Source organism: Microbacterium sp. A93 (assembly GCF_051842835.1).
The window spans coordinates 120,631-138,688 of record NZ_JBPXMT010000004.1; the positions used below are offsets into that span (position 1 = coordinate 120,631).

The 18,058-nt window shown below is 64.4% G+C and carries 16 protein-coding genes; 12 read left to right on the plus strand and 4 right to left on the minus strand.

The genetic code is table 11. The annotated features are described in order from the left end of the window. The first annotated feature begins 5 nt into the window (after positions 1 to 5). From ACSU1G_RS11545 to putP, 4 genes are all read left to right on the plus strand, one after another. A complete protein-coding gene (locus tag ACSU1G_RS11545) occupies positions 6 to 1,625 on the plus strand; it encodes an ABC transporter permease subunit (RefSeq protein WP_439280091.1) in 1,620 nt (539 codons plus the stop codon). Continuing rightward, positions 1,625 to 2,539: a sugar ABC transporter permease gene (locus ACSU1G_RS11550; protein WP_439280092.1), complete on the plus strand. Its 915-nt coding sequence runs from the start codon at positions 1,625 to 1,627 to the stop codon at positions 2,537 to 2,539. Before ACSU1G_RS11545 ends, ACSU1G_RS11550 begins: the two co-directional genes overlap by 1 nt. A gap of 42 nt (positions 2,540 to 2,581) precedes the next feature. After that, positions 2,582 to 5,326 carry a glycosyl hydrolase 53 family protein gene (locus ACSU1G_RS11555; protein ID WP_439280093.1) on the plus strand — a complete coding sequence of 915 codons (2,745 nt, stop codon included), beginning with the start codon at positions 2,582 to 2,584 and terminating at the stop codon, positions 5,324 to 5,326. A 67-nt stretch (positions 5,327 to 5,393) separates the two neighbouring features. After that, positions 5,394 to 6,926: a sodium/proline symporter PutP gene (gene putP, locus ACSU1G_RS11560; protein WP_439280094.1), complete on the plus strand. Its 1,533-nt coding sequence runs from the start codon at positions 5,394 to 5,396 to the stop codon at positions 6,924 to 6,926. A gap of 113 nt (positions 6,927 to 7,039) precedes the next feature. Here the strand turns inward: putP and ACSU1G_RS11565 are convergent, their stop codons facing one another. Continuing rightward, positions 7,040 to 7,882, minus strand: a complete 843-nt coding sequence (locus ACSU1G_RS11565; protein WP_439280095.1) for an alpha/beta fold hydrolase — start codon at positions 7,880 to 7,882, stop codon at positions 7,040 to 7,042. A 95-nt stretch (positions 7,883 to 7,977) separates the two neighbouring features. On the opposite strand from ACSU1G_RS11565, the gene ACSU1G_RS11570 reads away from it, so the two are divergent. The 4 genes from ACSU1G_RS11570 (at position 7,978) to ACSU1G_RS11585 (ending at position 10,826) form a co-directional block, all read left to right on the plus strand. Then, positions 7,978 to 8,544 carry a TetR/AcrR family transcriptional regulator gene (locus tag ACSU1G_RS11570; protein WP_439280096.1) on the plus strand — a complete coding sequence of 189 codons (567 nt, stop codon included), beginning with the start codon at positions 7,978 to 7,980 and terminating at the stop codon, positions 8,542 to 8,544. A 109-nt stretch (positions 8,545 to 8,653) separates the two neighbouring features. Further along, a complete protein-coding gene (locus ACSU1G_RS11575) occupies positions 8,654 to 9,184 on the plus strand; it encodes a response regulator transcription factor (protein ID WP_439280097.1) in 531 nt (176 codons plus the stop codon). A gap of 73 nt (positions 9,185 to 9,257) precedes the next feature. Continuing rightward, on the plus strand, positions 9,258 to 10,064 hold the full coding sequence (locus tag ACSU1G_RS11580; RefSeq protein WP_439280098.1) for a hypothetical protein: 807 nt from the start codon (positions 9,258 to 9,260) through the stop codon (positions 10,062 to 10,064). Between the two features lie 66 nt (positions 10,065 to 10,130). Beyond that, complete coding sequence (locus tag ACSU1G_RS11585) at positions 10,131 to 10,826, plus strand: GTP pyrophosphokinase (RefSeq protein WP_439280099.1); 696 nt, start codon at positions 10,131 to 10,133, stop codon at positions 10,824 to 10,826. 121 nt (positions 10,827 to 10,947) lie between these two features. On the opposite strand, the gene ACSU1G_RS11590 is transcribed toward ACSU1G_RS11585, so the two are convergent. The 3 genes from ACSU1G_RS11590 to ACSU1G_RS11600 all read right to left on the minus strand — a co-directional run bounded on the left by ACSU1G_RS11590 (position 10,948) and on the right by ACSU1G_RS11600 (position 13,442). Then, complete coding sequence (locus tag ACSU1G_RS11590; RefSeq protein WP_439280100.1) at positions 10,948 to 11,460, minus strand: PaaI family thioesterase; 513 nt, start codon at positions 11,458 to 11,460, stop codon at positions 10,948 to 10,950. Positions 11,461 to 11,531: 71 nt separating this feature from the next. Beyond that, complete coding sequence (locus tag ACSU1G_RS11595; RefSeq protein WP_439280101.1) at positions 11,532 to 12,746, minus strand: amidohydrolase; 1,215 nt, start codon at positions 12,744 to 12,746, stop codon at positions 11,532 to 11,534. A 42-nt stretch (positions 12,747 to 12,788) separates the two neighbouring features. Further along, complete coding sequence (locus ACSU1G_RS11600) at positions 12,789 to 13,442, minus strand: TetR/AcrR family transcriptional regulator (RefSeq protein WP_439280102.1); 654 nt, start codon at positions 13,440 to 13,442, stop codon at positions 12,789 to 12,791. A 138-nt stretch (positions 13,443 to 13,580) separates the two neighbouring features. On the opposite strand from ACSU1G_RS11600, the gene ACSU1G_RS11605 reads away from it, so the two are divergent. The 4 genes from ACSU1G_RS11605 (at position 13,581) to ACSU1G_RS11620 (ending at position 18,056) form a co-directional block, all read left to right on the plus strand. Then, positions 13,581 to 15,251, plus strand: coding sequence for an ABC transporter substrate-binding protein (locus tag ACSU1G_RS11605; protein WP_439280103.1), 1,671 nt, complete (start codon positions 13,581 to 13,583; stop codon positions 15,249 to 15,251). Between the two features lie 95 nt (positions 15,252 to 15,346). After that, complete coding sequence (locus tag ACSU1G_RS11610) at positions 15,347 to 16,171, plus strand: ABC transporter ATP-binding protein (protein WP_439280104.1); 825 nt, start codon at positions 15,347 to 15,349, stop codon at positions 16,169 to 16,171. Next, positions 16,168 to 16,968, plus strand: coding sequence for an ABC transporter ATP-binding protein (locus tag ACSU1G_RS11615; RefSeq protein WP_439280105.1), 801 nt, complete (start codon positions 16,168 to 16,170; stop codon positions 16,966 to 16,968). The genes ACSU1G_RS11610 and ACSU1G_RS11615 overlap by 4 nt, the downstream gene beginning before the upstream one ends. Continuing rightward, on the plus strand, positions 16,965 to 18,056 hold the full coding sequence (locus ACSU1G_RS11620; RefSeq protein WP_439280106.1) for an ABC transporter permease: 1,092 nt from the start codon (positions 16,965 to 16,967) through the stop codon (positions 18,054 to 18,056). Before ACSU1G_RS11615 ends, ACSU1G_RS11620 begins: the two co-directional genes overlap by 4 nt. Positions 18,057 to 18,058: the final 2 nt, after the last annotated feature.

Consider the following 18,058-nt stretch of genomic DNA (forward strand, 5'->3'; position numbering starts at 1 on the left):
GATGGATGTCGACTGAGGCACCGACCGAGACCGCTCAGACCGAGCGGGCACCGCTGCGTGAATCCCACGCCAAACGCTGGCGCGGCCCCGGCTGGGGATTCATGATCAAGCTGGCGCTGATGGCGTTGGTCAACGCTTTCGGCATCCTCACGGCGATTTCCGCGTGGCGCGCCGAGTCATGGGTCGTGCTGAGCGTCGTCGTGCTGCTCGTCGTCGTCGTCGACATCGTCTACTTCGGCAAGCGTGCGCTGCCGATGAAGTACCTGCTGCCTGGATTGATCTTCCTGCTCATATTTCAGGTATTCATCTTCGGGTACACGGCGTACATCGCATTCACCAACTACGGCACCGGTCACATCGGCTCGCAGGAGCAGGCGGTTGAGGCGGCACTCATCCAGGGCGAGCGTCGGGTCGATGACTCGCCCACCTACCCGCTCTCGGTCGTACAGCGCGGAGACGAACTGGGCTTCGCGATCGCCACAGACGACGGTGAAGTACTGGTCGGCTCTGCGATCGAGCCTCTTTCCGAGGCATCCGGTGCCGATCTCAGCAGCACCGGCGCACCCGGCGAGGTGCCGGGCTGGACGGTCATTCCGCGGGCCACGGTGCTGACCGACTCTGTACTGCAGGCGCAGATCAACGACCTTCGAGTCCCCGTCTCGGATGACGCGAACGACGGTTCCGTGCGTACACGTGACGGGTCATCCGGAGCGATCTACGAGTCCACGCTGGTGTGGGATGCCGATGCGCAGGCCATCACCGATACCACCAGCGGCACCGTCTACGCCGCGACCGACGATGGCTCATTCGTGGCGGAGGATGGCACCGCGCTGCCCACCGGCTGGTACGTGAATGTCGGGTTCGCGAACTTCCTCACGCTGTTCACCGACTCCGCGCTCGCGGGGACACTCGGCAGTGTCACGATCTGGACGTTCGCGTTCGCCATCTTGTCGGTCGGGCTGAGCTTCGCCATCGGTCTCGGTCTCGCGATGGTTTACAACGATCCGCGGGTGAAGGGGCGTCGCATACTGCGGGCGCTGTTCATCCTGCCGTACGCCTTCCCTGCATTCATGGCCGCACTTCTGTTCCGCGGCATGTTCAATGCCGAGTTCGGCATCATCAACGACCTGTTCCTCTTCGGCGCCCACATCAACTGGCTCGGTGATCCATGGCTCACCCGAGCCGCGGTCATCTTCGTGAACGTCTGGCTCAGCTATCCCTACTGGTTCCTGGTGTGCACGGGTGCACTGCAGTCGTTGCCAGGCGACACGCTGGAAGCGGCAGAGATCGACGGCGCGAACCGCTGGCAGCGCTTCCGCTCGATCGTGCTGCCACTGCTGCTCGTGTCGACGGCGCCGCTGCTGATCGCCTCGTTCGCGGTGGCGTTCAACAACTTCACGGTCATCTACACCTTCAATAACGGCGGACCGGCGATACCGGGAGCACCGTACGCACTGGGCTCGACAGACATCTTGGTGTCGGCGATCTACGACGTCTCTGGCGTCTCCGGCGGTGCCTCTGACTACGGTCTCGCGAGCGCACTGTCGATCGTCGCCTTCATCGTGGTCGGCATCATCTCGGCGCTGAGCTTCCGCCAGACCCGCAAACTCGAGGAGTACCAGTGATGTCCACGCAGACCAGAGCAGTGGTGACAGGTTCTTCAGCGGATGCCGCGGCAGTTCGAGCCGGCGCGAGGCGGCGTCGATGGTGGGCTGAGGTCGGCTGGAAGTACATCCTTGCGGCCGTCGTGCTGTTCTTCGCCGCCTTCCCGCTCGTGTACGTGCTCTCGGCTTCGCTCAATCCCAAGGGCAGCCTCGCGGCAAGTAACGACCTGTTCGCCATCGTTGGTATATCGAACTACATCGCACTGGGTGAGTCCCGATACTGGGTGTGGTTCGGCAACACCTTGCTGATCGGCGTCATCACCGCGGTGAGTTCGGTGGTCATGGGGGCCGCCGCGGCGTATGCGTTCTCGAGATTCCGATTCACAGGGCGGCGCGTGAGCCTGACGACGCTGCTGGTTGTGCAGATGTTCCCGCAGGCACTCGCATTCATCGCCATCTTCCTGATGCTGCTCACGATCGGCGAGGTCGTGCCGGCGCTCGGCATCAACTCGAAGCTCGCGCTGATCTGTGTGTACCTCGGCGGCGCGTTGGGTGCGAACACCTTCCTCATGTACGGGTTCTTCAACACGATTCCGATCGAGATTGATGAGTCCGCGAAGATCGACGGCGCCAGCCACGCGCAGATCTTCTGGAAGCTGATCATGCCGCTGGTCGTGCCGATCCTCGCGGTTGTCGCGCTGCTGTCGTTCCTCGCCTGCTTCGGCGACTTCATCCTGTCGAAGATCATCCTGACCAGCGAGGACAACTGGACGCTCGCGGTCGGTATGTACCAGTGGGTGTCGAACCAGCTCACCTCACGTTGGGGGCTGTTCGCTGCGGGAGTCGTGATGGCAGCGATCCCGGTGCTCGCACTGTTCTTCTCGTTGCAGAAGTACATCGTCGGCGGGCTCACTCAGGGCTCCGTCAAGGGGTAGTCCCCGGCATTCGCTCGTCTCCTTCATCCTCGAAAGGTCGTCATGCACCGTCGCACACGCCGCTTACTTTCGGCAGCTCTCTCCACTGTCACCGCACTCGCCATGATCGGCATTGCGATACCCGCGGCGGGTGTCACCGCTGGTGCTGCCTCCGAGCCGGTCGAGGCCACGATCACCGTGCCACGGGTCGAGAATCTGCCTAGCGACTTCATCGGCGGTGTGGACGTCTCGTCCGTGCTGTCGCTGGAAGCGTCTGGCGTTGTCTTCCGTGACGCCGACGGTGCGCCGGGCGACCTGTTCGAGATCCTCGCCGCTGCGGATATCACCGACGTGCGCGTGCGGGTATGGAACGACCCTTTCGATGCATCAGGGAACGGTTACGGCGGCGGTGACGTGGACGTCGACCGCGCGATCGAGATCGCCCAGAGAGCGACGGATGCCGGACTCGGCGTGCTCGTCGACTTCCACTACTCCGACTTCTGGGCAGACCCAGCCAAGCAGCAGGTGCCGAAGGCGTGGGAAGGGCTGAACGCCGACGAGGTCGCTGCGCAGGTCGGTGTCTTCACCAGCGACGCCGTGCGCCGGATGGTCGCAGCAGGAGTCGATGTGCAGATGGTGCAGATCGGTAACGAGACGAACAGCGGCGTGGCCGGAGTGCGCGGCTGGGACGACATGTCGAAGGTATTCTCCGCCGGCTCTGCCGCGGTGCGTGCCGAAGCCCCGGATGCCCTGGTCGCCCTTCACTTCACCAACCCAGAGCGGGCGGGCTTCTACGCGAATGTCGCCGCGCAGCTGGATCTGCGCGATGTTGACTACGACGTCTTCGCTTCGTCGTATTACCCGTTCTGGCACGGCACACCTACGAACCTCACCGCAGTACTGAAGGACATCGCCGACACCTATGACAAGAAGGTCATGGTCGCAGAAACCTCGTGGGCGTTCACGCTTGAAGACGGTGATGGCCACGGCAACGTGATCGACCTGCCAGAGGAAGCGACGCAGTACCCGGTGAGCGTGCAGGGTCAGGCGAATGCCGTACGCGCGGTCGTGCAGGCAGTGGCCGACGTCGGAGATGCCGGTATCGGTGTCTTCTACTGGGAGCCGGCATGGCTGCCCGTCGGCACTGCGGAACAGCTCGAACAGAACCGCGTGCTGTGGGAGCGCGACGGATCCGGGTGGGCGTCGAGTTTTGCCGGCGAATACGAACCGGATGACGCCGGTCAGTGGTTCGGTGGATCAGCATGGGAGAACCAGGCACTGTTCGGATTCGATGGCACAGCATCCGACGCGCTGAACATCTTCTCCTATGTGCGCACCGGTGCCACAGCTCCCCGACAGGTCGAGTCGGTGCAGCCGGTCGCACTGCAACTCACCGAGGGCGACACCGTGGTGCTGCCCGGTGAGGTCACTGTGCAGTACAGCGATGGAACCTCCGAGCAGCAGGCGGTGACGTGGCCGGAGGCCGTGCAGTACATCGAGGGCGTCGGAAACTACACGGTCGTCGGGCGAACGGGCGCCGGTCTTGAGGCATCCGCCACGATCATGGTTACCGCGCACAACTTTCTGCTCAATCCCGGATTCGAGGAGTCAGACACGAGCATGTGGGCGGTGACCGGGGCTGGGCTGACGCTGCGTTCCTGGGATGACCCGCACGGTGGGTCCTACTCGGCGCACTTCTACGCGGCATCCGCATTTTCCTTTGAGCTGTCGCAGACGGTGACGGGATTGCCGGAGGGCGCTTATGTCGCTCGCGCCGCGTTGCAGGGCGACGGCGAGGGTACCGACGGGAACGTCACACTTTCGCTGGCGACAACGGAGCAGACAGGCACACCGGTCGCCTTCACGCTCGACGGATGGCGTGCGTGGTCGACTCCGACCACCGAGGCAGTGCACGTCGGTGCCGATGGTGTCGCAACGCTGAGTCTGACGGGCGCATTGCCCGCTGGCGCGTGGGGCACGATGGACGACTTCGAGCTGGTGCAGATGCCGGAACCTGGCGCCGACACCACGCAGTTGCGTGCGCGGCGGGATGTCGCCGCTGCGATCGATCCGGCGCAGTATGTTGCTGATTCGACGGCCGGATTACAAGGCGCGATCGAGCGCGCGGACATCGTGCTCGCCGCGGCGAACCCGCATGACGAGGCGGTGGCGGGTGCGCTTCAGGAGCTGAACGCTGCCCTCGACGCTCTCGTACTGTTCGATGACGCGCCGGCCGCGCCGGCCCGCGGGGTGTTGTCGCACGACAACGGACACGACACCGGGCTGCTCGACGGTGACTTCACCATGACGATGAATCTGTGGTGGGGGCAGAACGCCACCAAGCTGCGTCTGTTCGAGAACGGCGAGCAGATCGCGACCGTGCCGCTGACGTACGGCGGCACCGCAGCGCAGACGGCACAGATCGCCGTGAGCGGCAAGGCGAATGGCAGCTACGTCTACACCGGAGAGCTCGTGAACTCGCGCGGCATGACCGCTGTGCAGTCCGTCACCGTCACGGTGAAGGATGCCGCCCCCGGGGTGCCGGTCCTCTCGGCCGAAAATCGGGATCGCGACGGGAACTACACGGTCACTGCCAACATGTGGTGGGGCACGAACGCGACCGGCTACCGCCTCTTCGAGGACGATGTGCTGCTGGCCGAAGGGGCGCTTTCCTCGCAGACCCCGGCCGCGCAGCGCGTCTCGGTGCCGGTCACCGATCGGACGGCCGGGACGTATACGTACCGCGTCGAGTTCGTGAACTCCGCCGGAGTCAGTACGAGCAAGGCGTTGACGGTCACCATCGGGTAGGGCTGGCCCCCGGCCTCTGGCCCTGCCAGGATCGAGTGACTGCACCGATCAATACGAAGGGACGACGATGTCCGATCAAGTGTTCATCTTCATTGCACTGGGGCTGTATTTCGCGGCCATGCTCATCATTGGCTACATTGCATTTCGCAAGACGGCCGATCACGAGGACTACATGCTCGGCGGGAGAAACCTGCCCCCGTGGGTCGCGGCGCTCAGCGCCGGAGCATCCGACATGTCCGGCTGGCTCGTCATGGGGCTGCCAGGAGCCATCTATCTCTCCGGACTCATCGAGGCGTGGATCGCCGTCGGACTCACTATCGGCGCGTATCTGAACTGGCTGCTCGTGGCCCCGCGCCTGCGCGCGTACACACAGGTGTCGCGGAACTCGATCACGATTCCGAGCTTCTTCGAGAACCGGCTGCGTGACTCGTCACGGCTGCTGCGCATCCTCGCCGGCGTCGTGATCCTGGTGTTCTTCACGCTGTACATCTCTTCGGGCATGGTCGCCGGTGGCTTCTTCTTCGAGAGCTCGTTCAACTCCGACTACCTGCTCGGCATGGTTCTGGTCGCGGGCATCACACTGCTGTACACCCTGTTCGGCGGCTTCCTCGGAGCCTCGTTCACCGACGTCGTGCAGGGGCTGATGATGCTGATCGCCCTGATCGTCGTTCCGATTGCTGCGATCATCGCCGTCGGCGGTTTCGGCGAAGTGGCCACCTACGTCGAAGACCTCGCCCCGAACCACATCTCGCTCATTGGCGGAACGGCTCTGACCGGTGGAACGATTCTGGCTATCATCTCGTCGCTCGCGTGGGGCCTTGGCTACTTCGGCCAGCCGCACATCATCGTGCGGTTCATGGCGCTGCGTAACCCCGGTGAGGCGAAGGCGGCACGCCGTATCGGCATGAGCTGGATGATCATCTCTCTGACCGGCGCAGTGTTCTCCGGCTTCGTCGGCATCGCCTATATGGCACACCAGGGCATCGACCTCGCGAACGCTGAGACGGTCGTGCTGGTGATGGCGCAGACGCTGCTGCACCCATTCGTCGCCGGTCTCGTGCTGGCAGCGGTGCTCGCGGCGATTATGAGCACGATCTCGAGCCAGTTGATCGTCGCCTCTTCCGCGCTCGTGGAAGACCTCTTCAAGATCGTCAAGAAGGAGCCCTCGCCCAAGTTGCTGATGACGCTCGGGCGGATGACCGTGCTTGGCGTCGCCATCATCGCCGGGCTGCTGGCGATCGTGCCCAATGACACGATTCTCGGGCTGGTCTCGTTCGCGTGGGCAGGCTTCGGGGCGGCGTTCGGTCCGCTGATCCTGCTCAGCCTGTTCTGGCGCAAACTCACCAACTGGGGTGCGCTGGCCGGCATGTTCGTCGGTGCTGCTGGTGTCTTCATCTGGAAGGCCATGTGGCCGGAGATGTACGAGCTGCTGCCGGCATTCATCTGCGCGATGATCGTTGCGGTGGTGGTGAGCCTGCTCACCCATCGCGAAGGATCCGAGCAGCAGAACGAGATCCTGCAGGAGTTCACCGATACTGGCACCCTGCTGACTGTGAACGGTGTCGGGCGCGGTGCGCGGACGGACCGGATGACGCCGTAGCGGCTGTCATCTAACCACCCGAAATCAGGAGCAACGCCCGAGATCAGGACGATTCGTCCAGAAACGTCCTGATCTCGGGGCATCTTCCTGATTTGGGATGCCGATGTGCGGCCCTACTTGGCCAGGAACGCAGCCAGCGCAGCGTTGACCTCGTCGGCGTGGGTCCACAGCAGTCCGTGCGGGGCGCCCTCGATCTCGACATAGTCAGCTTCGGGGAAAGCCTTGTGGAAACGTCGGGCGGTGGCATCGATCGGCAGGATGTTGTCGCCGGTGCCGTGCAGGATCAGTGCGGGCTTGCCGCTCGCGCGAACGGCCTCGACATCGCCGCGGAAGTCCTCGAGCCAGGCCGGGACGACCGCGTATGCGGCAACGGGGGCGCTGCTGGTCGCAACGTTCCAGCTGCCGGTGACGGCCTCCGGGCTGATGCGCGTGCCGAGATTCTCGTCGAGGTTGTAGAAGTTCTGGAAGAACTGTGTGTACCAGGCGTAGCGGTCACCCTTGGCGGCAGTGGCGATGCCGTCGAACACGTCCTGCGGTACGCCCTCTGGGTTGTCGTCGCGCTGCACGAGGAATGGCTCGAGTGAGGCGAGGAAGGCGAGCTTCGCGACGCGCTCGTGTCCGTAGCGGGAAACATAGCGGGCGAGTTCTCCGGTGCCCATCGAGAAGCCGACGAGGATGACGTCGCGAAGGTTCAGGGTCTCGAGCAGTGTGTTCAGATCTGCGGCGAAGGTGTCGTAGTCGTATCCGCTGTCAACCTTGGATGACTGGCCGAAGCCGCGGCGATCGTAGGTGATGACGCGGTAACCGTTTGCGAGCAGCTCGCGGGTTTGGCGCTCCCAGCTGTGTCCGTCGAGCGGGTAGCCGTGGATGAGCACGACCGGCTGGCCGGAGCCCTGATCTTCGTAGTAGAGCTCGATGGCGGTGCTGTTCTCGGTTCCTACGGTGATGTTTCCCATGATCATGCCTTTCGCTTGCGGAAGAGAACGAGCGTTCTCCAGTGATGAGTCCAAACATAGAGAACGATCGTTCTCGTGTCAAGTAGGATGGAGAAATGAATTCGGAAGAAGCTCGCGAGCGCATCCTCGACGCCGCAGAGGGGCTCTACTACGCCAAGGGATACGCGGCTGTCGGCATGGACGAGCTGCGCACCGCCGCGGGCGTCTCGCTGAAGCGCGTCTACACGCTGTTTCCGTCGAAGAACGACATCATCATCGCCGTCCTCGCGCGCAAGCATGAGGAGTGGGAGAGTTTGCTGACCGGCGCCGTGGCGGTCGCTGGCGACGATCCACGCGCGCGCTTGCTGGCCGTGTACGACTTTCTGGAGGGCTGGTTCTGCACCGACGACTTCCGCGGATGCGCGTTCATCAACGCGTTCGGCGAACTCGGCGGCACGACGCCCGAGATCGCTCAGATCGTCCGCGAACACAAAGCGTCGTTCCAGCAGTACATGGCCGGACTCGTCGCCGAGATCGGCGCTCCTGATGCACTTGCCGCGCAGTTGTCGATCCTCGCTGAAGGTGCGCAGAGCACGGCTGCGATCTCCTCGGATCCGAGGGTTGCGGCCCAGGCGCGTGGGGCCGCTGAGGTGCTCATCGCCGCGGCGATGGCCGCGGTCTGAGGCATCCGCCCGCGCGGAAATAGGGCATCTGCCCGATGTCAGGCGGGTGCCTTAGAGCGGAATGTTGACTCAGCGCATCAAAACGAAGCGCCGAGGAGGAGTCAGCACCATGTACGAGCACCCGGCGATACGCCGCCTCTGGTCAGAACTGCCTGACACCGTGCGCTCTGACGACTGGGCGACGATCCTCGACGCGATGCTCGACCCGTCGATCGACGCGCTGCGTGCGGCGATCGACGTCTCCGAGAAGCACGACATCCCGGCGACAATGCGCGGCGTCACCCGTCTCGAACTGGCGCGGATGCTCGTCGCGACGGGTGACAGAAGCGGCGCTCAGGCTGTGCTGGCAGATGCGTCGAAAGCGGCAACGGCAATTGGACACGTGCCACTTCGGGAGAGCGTCGCAGCGTTCGGGCTGGCGAGCGGAATCACTGCCAGCGAGCGTATGACCGACGAGCTCGAACTCACGACCCGTGAGCGCCAGGTGCTCGCACTGGTGGGCGAGGGCCTCAGCAACAGGCAGATCGGAGAGCGGCTCTTCATCAGCGCGAAGACTGCGAGCGTGCACGTGTCTGCGATCCTGCGAAAGCTGGGTGTCGCCACCCGCACCGAGGCGGCGTTGGTGGCGGCCAGGCGCTGACAACCTGGCGCTCGCACCCTCGGCGTGAGCTTCCGGTCGGCGCTCTCGCAGGTTTCCTGTCTAGCGTCGACGCATGGCGCCAACCGAATCGACCTGGGAATACGCACCCCATTCGGCGGTCGCTACCTTGACGCTCATCGGCGGATGGGTCGTCTGCGCCATTCCGCTTCTCATCGTGTTCGGCGCACTGGTGTTCGCTACGCCCTGGGATCCGGACGATCTGACACCGCAGATGTGGCTTGCGCAGGTGGACGGCTACCGCGAGACGCGGACATTCGCGCTGACTCTGCTCGCACCCCTCGCGTGCCTTGCACTGATTACGACGATCGGCGGGATGCTGCGGCGCTGGGTCGCGCCACTCGTGTTCGCCGGTGGGCTGTGGCTGAGCGTCGGCATCCTCGCTCTCGGCGCCACGGTCGGGTTGGGGCAGGAGATCGAGGCAGGTCTCGCGTATGCCGAGGAACCGGTGCCGGGGGATCTCGAGATACTCGCTCCTCCTGCGCCGACTTTCACGACGACCGAGATCGAGGCCGCCGTACGCGATCGGCTCGATCGCAGCCTCGAGGCCGCCACTGGTCCGGTTGTCTTCGCGGACGCCGAGCCGGTCTCCGGGGCGGATGCCATCGTGATCGACTTCGTCGCGTGCGAGACCGGCGGCAGTGCTGCGGCCGTCAGGATCGAGATCCGCACCGGCGACAACGTGGCGAGCGAAGAGGCTATCCTCAGCGCCTGGGTTGCGGACGGATTCACCCGGGATCGCGCGGCCGGCACGAACCTCCTCTACGGCGATGAGACAAGCGCGATCCAGCAGGGAAGCCTGCGTGGCAATTCGGATGGCCTACTGCGGCTGACGATCCAGAGTCGCTGCGCTCTCAGCTGATGCTCGGCATCCGCTCGCAGCGAAACGCACAGCGTGTTCTGAACACGGCCGCGTAACGTCGGTCTCATGACGACCCTTCAGGTCAGCGAAGACGACATCCATCAGGCCCGCGAACTCCGAGACGAGTTCCAGCGCTTCCTGCGCGAGTACGAGTTCGGGATGCGCGAGGTCGAGACGAAGATCTCGATCCTGCGAGATGAGTTCCTGCACGATCACGCCTACAACCCGATCGAGCATGTGAAGAGCAGGCTCAAGACGCCCGACAGCATCGTGGAGAAGGTCGCCCGAAAGGGGATCGAAGAGCCGGACTTCGCACGTATCCGCAAGGAGATCACCGACATCGCCGGTGTTCGCGTGACGTGCAGCTTCGTCGCCGACGTCTACCAGTTGTTCGATCTGCTGACCGAGCAGGATGACATCACAGTGCGCGCGGTGAAGGACTACATCAAAGAGCCCAAGGCCAACGGCTACAAGAGCCTGCACGTGATCATCGAAGTGCCGGTGTTCCTGTCGACCGGGCCACTGATGGTTCCCGTCGAGGTGCAGTTCCGCACGATTGCGATGGATTTCTGGGCGAGCCTGGAGCACAAGATCTATTACAAGTTCTCGAACCGGGTGCCTTCGCATCTCGTGGAGAGCCTGGCGGACGCCGCGGATGCGGCGAGCGAGCTCGACAGCCGCATGGAACGCCTGCACCGAGAGGCGCACGGCGTGCCCAGGCGGCAACTGGATCCGCCCCCGCCCCGCGTCATGAAGGTGTAGCGGCGTTCGTCGATCGAGAACACACAAACCGTCCCTCCGGACTAGCAGGAAGGACGGTTTGTGTGTTCTCGGCAGCTCTTTAGCCGACGGCACAGCCCAAGCACTCTCGCACGGCCGTCGCTCAGGTCTGCGGAACGTCGAGGCGCACGATGAGGCAGGTGCTCGACGCGGTGGCCAGGATCAGTCCAGCCGCGTCGCGGAGGTCAGCCTCGGTGAATGCCGCGTTCCGGCCGCCCTTCGTTACCCAGCCGTGCGCGGTGACCGTGCCGGTATCGGCGGTCACGGGCCGCAGAAACGAGACCTTGAGATCGAGGCTCGTGTACCCGACACCAGCCGGCAGCGTCGAGTGGGCGGCGCAGCCGCACGCCGCGTCGAGGATGGTGGCGAAGAAACCGCCTTGGACGGAGCCAAGCGGGTTGTAGTGCGACTCGTTAGGCTCGGCGGTCATCACGATGTCGCCGTTTTCGACGCTCACGACGCGCAGGCCGATGTGGCTGCCGATTGGCGGATACGCCACCGCACCAGTGGCCATCGCTCGGAGGTACTCGAGCCCCGACCGTGCGAACACCTTTCTAGCGTCGCTTTCCGCCGGGTGGTACTCGAGCGTCTGCGTACGGATCTCGGGGTCGGTCATCGCATCTCCTTCGAGGCGATCGGTGTGCAGCAGCCAGGCAAGCGGCCCTGGTCTGCTCTTTCGACGGTGCCTCAGGCCAAGAACTCCCGCACGGCCGTGGACATCGCTGTCACGCCGATCTCGATGGTCGGGTGGATCTCCGGCGCGAAGAACGGCGAGTGGTTCGTCGGAATGTCGCTGTCGACGGTGCCACCGGCCACTGCGGCGGCGTACGTTGCCGGATCAAGCCCGCCCCAGAACCAGAACACCAGCGGTGCGCCGGCATCCCGAGCGAACCAGGACACGTCTTCACTGCCGGTGAACATGCCCGGATCGATCACGGATCCTTCGCCGAGCACGTGAGTCAGCGCGGTGACCACTCGTGAGGTCGCGTCCTCGTCGTTGATCGTCGCCGGGAGAGTGTGATCGGTGCGGATTTCGGGCTCGCGCTCAGCGCCGGATGCCGCAGCCTCTGCGCGGACGATGCGCTCGACGCTCGCGAGCACCTTCTTGCGCATTTCGTCGTTGGGGTAGCGCAGGCTCAGCTCGAGCGTCGCCTCGGTCGGGATGATGTTGTTCTTGAGCCCGGCGTGGATCGAGCCGACGGTGACGACCGCCACGTCCTTGGGATCGATCTCGCGGGATGCGATCGTCTGCAGCCGCATGACGGTGGCCGCCGCCATCACGATCGGGTCGATGGTGGTGTGCGGACGGGAGCCGTGCCCGCCGCGGCCATGCAGGGTCACGGTGAGGCCATCGGATGCCGCCATCTGCGTGCCGCTGCGCACGCCGATGATTCCGGCCGGGAACGGAGTGACGTGCTGGCCGAGCACAATGTCGGGCTTCGGGTAGCGGTCGAGGATTCCGGCATCCAGCATCGCCCGCGCGCCCGCACCATACTCCTCGGCCGGTTGGATGAGCACGACCAGTGTCCCTGACCATTCGCCGCGCTCGGCGACGAGCTTTTCGACGGCGCCGACCATTGCGGTCACGTGCATGTCGTGGCCGCATGCGTGCATCACGGGCACGGTGTGCCCGGCAGGATCTATGCCGGTCGCGGTGCTCGCGTAGGCCAGCCCGGTCTGCTCCTCGACGGGGAGAGCATCCATGTCTGCGCGTGCCCAGACCACGGGACCATCGCCGTTGCGCAGCAGAGCGACGACCCCGGTGATGCCGACACCTTCTTCGACCTCGAGTCCGAGATCGCGCAGATGCTGGGCGGCGATGCCCGCGGTGCGTGTCTCCTGGAACGACAGTTCCGGATGCTGGTGCAGATCGATGTACAGCGCCTCAAGGTCGATGCTCATGGCCTCGACTCTATCTGCGGGAGGGGCTGTGGTGTCCTCATCTCAGGACGCTGCGCGAACGTAACTTTCCAACTCCGGCCCCGGGCGGAGAACGCCGTTCACGATCGCACGGATCGCGAACTCGCTCGCTTCGCCGAGTTCGACGATGTCAGGATGCAGCAGCCACTGCAGTTGCAGTCCGTCCATCACCGCGAGGATGGCGGCGGATGCCGCGGACACAGTGTCTGGTTCTGCCACGCCCTGCTGGACGCACAGCGCGTGAAACGCAGTCGAGACCTCATGGCGGAGAGTCGTGTAGCGCTCCTCGAAGAAGCTGCGCGCCGCGTGGTCGTCGGTCACAGACTCAGCGGACAGCACCGTGTACGCCTGCACGATGCCAGGCCGCTGGGCGTTGGTGAAAGCTGTGCGAACCAGGTGCAAAAACAGCTCGGCCCCGCCGGGGATGTGCTTTTCGAGCAGTTCGGCGACATCGTCTTGGTCGCGGAAGGCGAGCACCTCGAGCAGCAGGTTCTGTTTCGAACCGAAGTGATGGAGCACGCCGGCGTGCGTCAGCCCGACCTGCTCCGCGACGTCGGAGAGGGTGCCGTTCGTTGAGCCCTTGTTGCCGAAGATGTCGATCGCGGCTTTCAGGATCTCGGTGCGCTTCTCGAGCGTGGCGGGGCGCGTTCGCGTCGTCTCTTTTGGGTCGGTGGCCACGGCATCCTCCTGGGGCGAGTGTAACGGTCTGGTAATGGTGACTTGCAAAGCTTACTTACTTGTAGGTAATCTCACTAAAGTTTACTTTCTCGTGAGTAAGTAAAGCCCCTGCACAAAGACCGTGTCCAAGGAGAAGCAATGAAGCTCAGCAGATCTCTGATCGCCATCGGCGCGATCGCCGCCCTCAGCACTGGCGTCCTCGCCGGCTGCTCCTCGCCGTCGTCCGACGGCTCCAATTCGAACGACCCCAGCGGTGCGGCGCTCACCATCGCCAAGCCCGACGGCGCGATCACCACCGAATCGCACAACCCCTACCTCGGCGACTCCTCCGCCTCGAAGTACGGCTACGCGAAGGTGATCTTCGAGCCCCTCGCCCTCGTCAACCCGACTGGCGACCTCGCCACCACCCCGTGGCTGGCCGAATCGGTCGAATGGAACGACGACTACACCGAGGTCACCGTCGTGCCCCGCAGCGGCGTCAACTGGAGCGATGGCACGCCCTTCACCGGCGATGACATCGTGTTCACCTTCGACCAGTTCCTCAGCGGCAAACTCGCCGACTCCCAGGGCCTGCACTACGAGGGCGCGACCGTCGACGGCGATGCCATCACCTTGAAGTTCGCCGACTCGAAGTACACCGCCCAGGCACGCGTGCTGCACACGCCGATCGTCCCCAAGCACATCTGGGAGAACATCGAAGACCCCAACACCGACCCGCTCACTGCAGACGGGCTCGCCGTCGGCACCGGCCCCTACGCGCTATCGAGCTGGACCACGGAGTCGGTCACCCTCACCGCGAACGAGGACTACTGGGGTGGCGAGCTCGCGGTCCCCGAACTGCACTACGTCTCCTACGGCGACAACGCTGCACTCACGACCGCGCTCGCATCCGGCGAAGCAGACTGGGCACAGGCATTCATCCCGCAGATCGAAGCAAGCTATCTGTCCGTCGACGAGGACAACCACTACCTCGTCTCATCGACGGCCGGTGCAGGAACGCTGTTCTTCAACCTGCAGACCAAGCCGTTCAACGATCCGGCACTTCGCGAGGCTCTGGCGTGGACGATCGATCGTCAGGCCTACGTCGACATCGCACGTGAGGGCGCGAGCGAGGTCATCTGGAACGCGACGGGACTCGGATCCCTGCTCGAAGACGAGATCATTCCCGAGTACCAGGGCGCTGACTACTCCGTCGACATCGACAAGGCGAAGCAGATCCTCACGGATGCCGGCTACACCTGGAAGGACGAAGACCTGATCGACCCCGACGGCGAGGCAGTGTCCTTCTCGATCTCGGTCCCTGCCGGATGGAGCGACTGGAACACCGAGCAGGCCCTCATCGCGGAAGAGCTTGACGAGGGGCTTGGCATCGAAGTCAAGATCGACCAGCCCGACTGGGGCGGCTGGGATGCCGCACGCCAAGAGGGCACGTTCCAGGCGATCATCCACTGGCTCGAGGACACCGGAAACGCCTACGGTCTCTACACCTCAACGATGGACCCCAAGTGGATCGTCGACGGCAAGGCGCAGTTCAACTTCGGTCGCTTTGACGACCCGGAGGTCACCGCGGCACTGAACACCTACGCGAACGCGTCCTCTGATGAGGATCGTGCAGCCGCCCTGACGGTGATGGAGACGGCTTTCGCTGAGAACGTACCGGCGATCCCGCTCGGCTCACACCCTCTGCTGGGTCAGTACAACACCCGCAACTACGTCGGATGGCCGACCGAGAGTGATCAGTACGCCTCGGCCGACCCGACTCAGCCGGGCATCGTCCAGATCCTGACGGCACTGACCCCCGCGTCCTAAACCCTCCCGCGAGACTTCGCGTGTGTCACCGTTTCCCTCGGATTCCGTGACACACGTGAAGTCTCGCGGGTGCGGTGAGCATGAAAGTGATACCCATGTCAGACCCACTTCTTTCCGTACGCGACTTCTCGGTCGTGTACGACGTGGACCCGCCCGTGGCGGCGGTGAAGAACGTCAGCCTCGAACTGCAGCGCGGCGAGATTCTCGGCCTTGCCGGAGAATCCGGATGCGGCAAGACCACCCTCGCCTACGGCATCCAGCGCCTGCTCAAGGCGCCCGCTGTGATCACGAGCGGCTCCGTCACCTTCCACGACGGAATGGGTGATGACATCGACGTCGGCACCCTCGACGCCGAGCAGATGCGACGGTTCCGCTGGGACAAGATTTCGATGGTGTTCCAGGGGGCGATGAACGCGCTCAACCCCGTGGCCACGATCGGCTCCCAGCTCGGGGACGTCTTCGAGATCCATCGCCCAGGCATGAGCAGGCGGGAGCACCGTGAGGCGGTCATCGAGCTGCTCGAGATCGTCAAGGTGGGCGCGCAGCGCATCCGCTCCTTCCCGCATGAGCTATCCGGCGGCATGCGCCAGCGCGTGATGATCGCGATGGCGCTGGCTCTGCGACCGCAGCTGATGGTGATGGACGAGCCGACGACCGCGTTGGACGTGCTCGTCCAACGCGAGATTCTGCGTCAGATCTCGCAGCTGCGCGAGGCCTTCGGCTTTTCGGTCATCTTCATCACCCACGACCTCCCGCTGCTGCTGGAGATCAGCGATCGCATCGCGATCATGCGCGAAGGCGAGATCGTCGAGCTCGACACCGCAGAGCGCATCTGGAACGCCCCGCAGGACGAGTACACCCGTACGCTCCTGTCGTCGTTCCCGCGCCTGACCGGAGAGAAGGGGGTGGTCCTCCGATGAGCATTCTCGAGGTCCGAAACATCACGAAGATCTACAACGTCCGAGGTGCCGGTCAGATCACCGCGCTCTCCGACGTCAGCTTCACCCTGGAGTCAGGGCGCACCCTGGGCCTGGTCGGCCAGTCCGGCAGCGGCAAGTCGACGATCGCGAAGATCCTCACTCAGTTGGAGAGGCCCACCAGCGGCGAGGTGCTGCTCGACGGTGCCCCGATCCCGCGTCGCGGCAAGGGTCTGCGCACGTACCGTCAGCAGCTGCGCATGGTCTTCCAAGACCCCTTCGCCTCCCTCAACCCGTACCACTCGATCCGGTATCACCTGGAGCGTCCGTTGCGTCTGGACGCCGTCGTGCCGAAGGACGAGACCGAGGCCGAGGTGCGCCGCCTGCTCGAGCGCGTGCGGCTGGATCCGGATACTGTGATCGATCGCCGTCCACACGAACTCTCCGGCGGGCAGCGTCAGCGCGTCGCGATTGCTCGAGCGTTGGCATCCCATCCTTCGATCCTCGTCGCTGACGAACCGGTGTCGATGCTCGACGTCTCCATCCGGCTCGGAGTGCTGAACCTGCTCGCCGACCTGCAGCGAGAGGAGGGACTCGGCGTGCTGTACATCACGCATGACCTCGCCACCGCTCGCCATTTCAGTGACGAGATCATGGTGCTCAACCAGGGTCGCGTCGTCGAGCACGGCCCGGCCGATGATGTCATCCTGCGGCCGAAGGACCCGTACACGCAGGAGCTGCGCGCCGCATCCCCCGACCCTGAGCGATTCTTCGCCGACACCCTCGGAGGTGCACGATGACCACCGTTGAACCCCAGGCCCCTCTCGCCGAACAGCATGAGAGCGTAAACGCCGTCGAGATCGGCACCACGGCGACGAAGGTCATCGCCGGTCGCTCGCGCATCCCGTGGCGCTTCCTCGGCGGACGCGCCGCGTTCTACCTCTTCACGCTGTGGGCGGCTCTCACGATCAACTTCTTCCTGCCCCGCATGATGAAGGGCGATGCGGTCACCCAGTACCTCGCGCGCAACCGGGACGTCTCCCCGGAAGCGGCCGACGCGCTGCGTGCCCTGCTCGGCCTCGACACAGACAAGAGCCTCTTCCAGCAGTACCTGGACTACTGGGGATTGCTGCTGCATGGAGACCTCGGCGTCTCGCTGCTGCATGGCCTGCGCCCAGTCACCGAGGTGATCAGCCAGGCGTTGCCGTGGACGATCGGGCTGGTCGGCTTCGCGACGATCGTCTCTTTCGCAATCGGCACGATCGGTGGCGCGATCATCGGATGGCGCCGGGGCAGCCGCCTGGAGGCGTTCATCCCGATCACCACGTTCCTCAGCACCATCCCCTACTTCTGGCTGGGTCTGCTCGCGATCGCCGTCTTCTCGGTGAACCTCGGCTGGTTCCCGATCGGCAAGGCCTATGGCGTCGGGATGGTGCCCGGCTGGAACCTGGAGTTCATCGGCCAGGTCATCCACCACGGCACGCTTCCCGCAGCGACCATCGTCATCGCCTCGCTCGGCGGATGGATGCTCGGGATGCGAAACATGATGCTCACCGTTCTCGATGAGGACTACATCACTGTCGCGCAGGCGAAGGGCATGCCGAACCGGCGTGTGCTGTGGCGGTATGCCGCCCGCAACGCCGTGCTGCCGCAGATTCAGAGCTTCGCGCTGTCGATCGGCTTCATCGTCGGCGGCACGATCGTCATGGAGATGGTCTTCAGCTATCCCGGCGTCGGCAAGCTTCTTCTGGATGCCACGAACGCGAAGGACTACGCGCTCATGCAGGGCGTCTTCCTCGTCCTCACCCTGTCGGTGCTGGTGGCGAACATCCTCGCTGATATCGCCTACGCATTCCTTGACCCGCGTACGCGCCAGACGGAGGCCTGAGC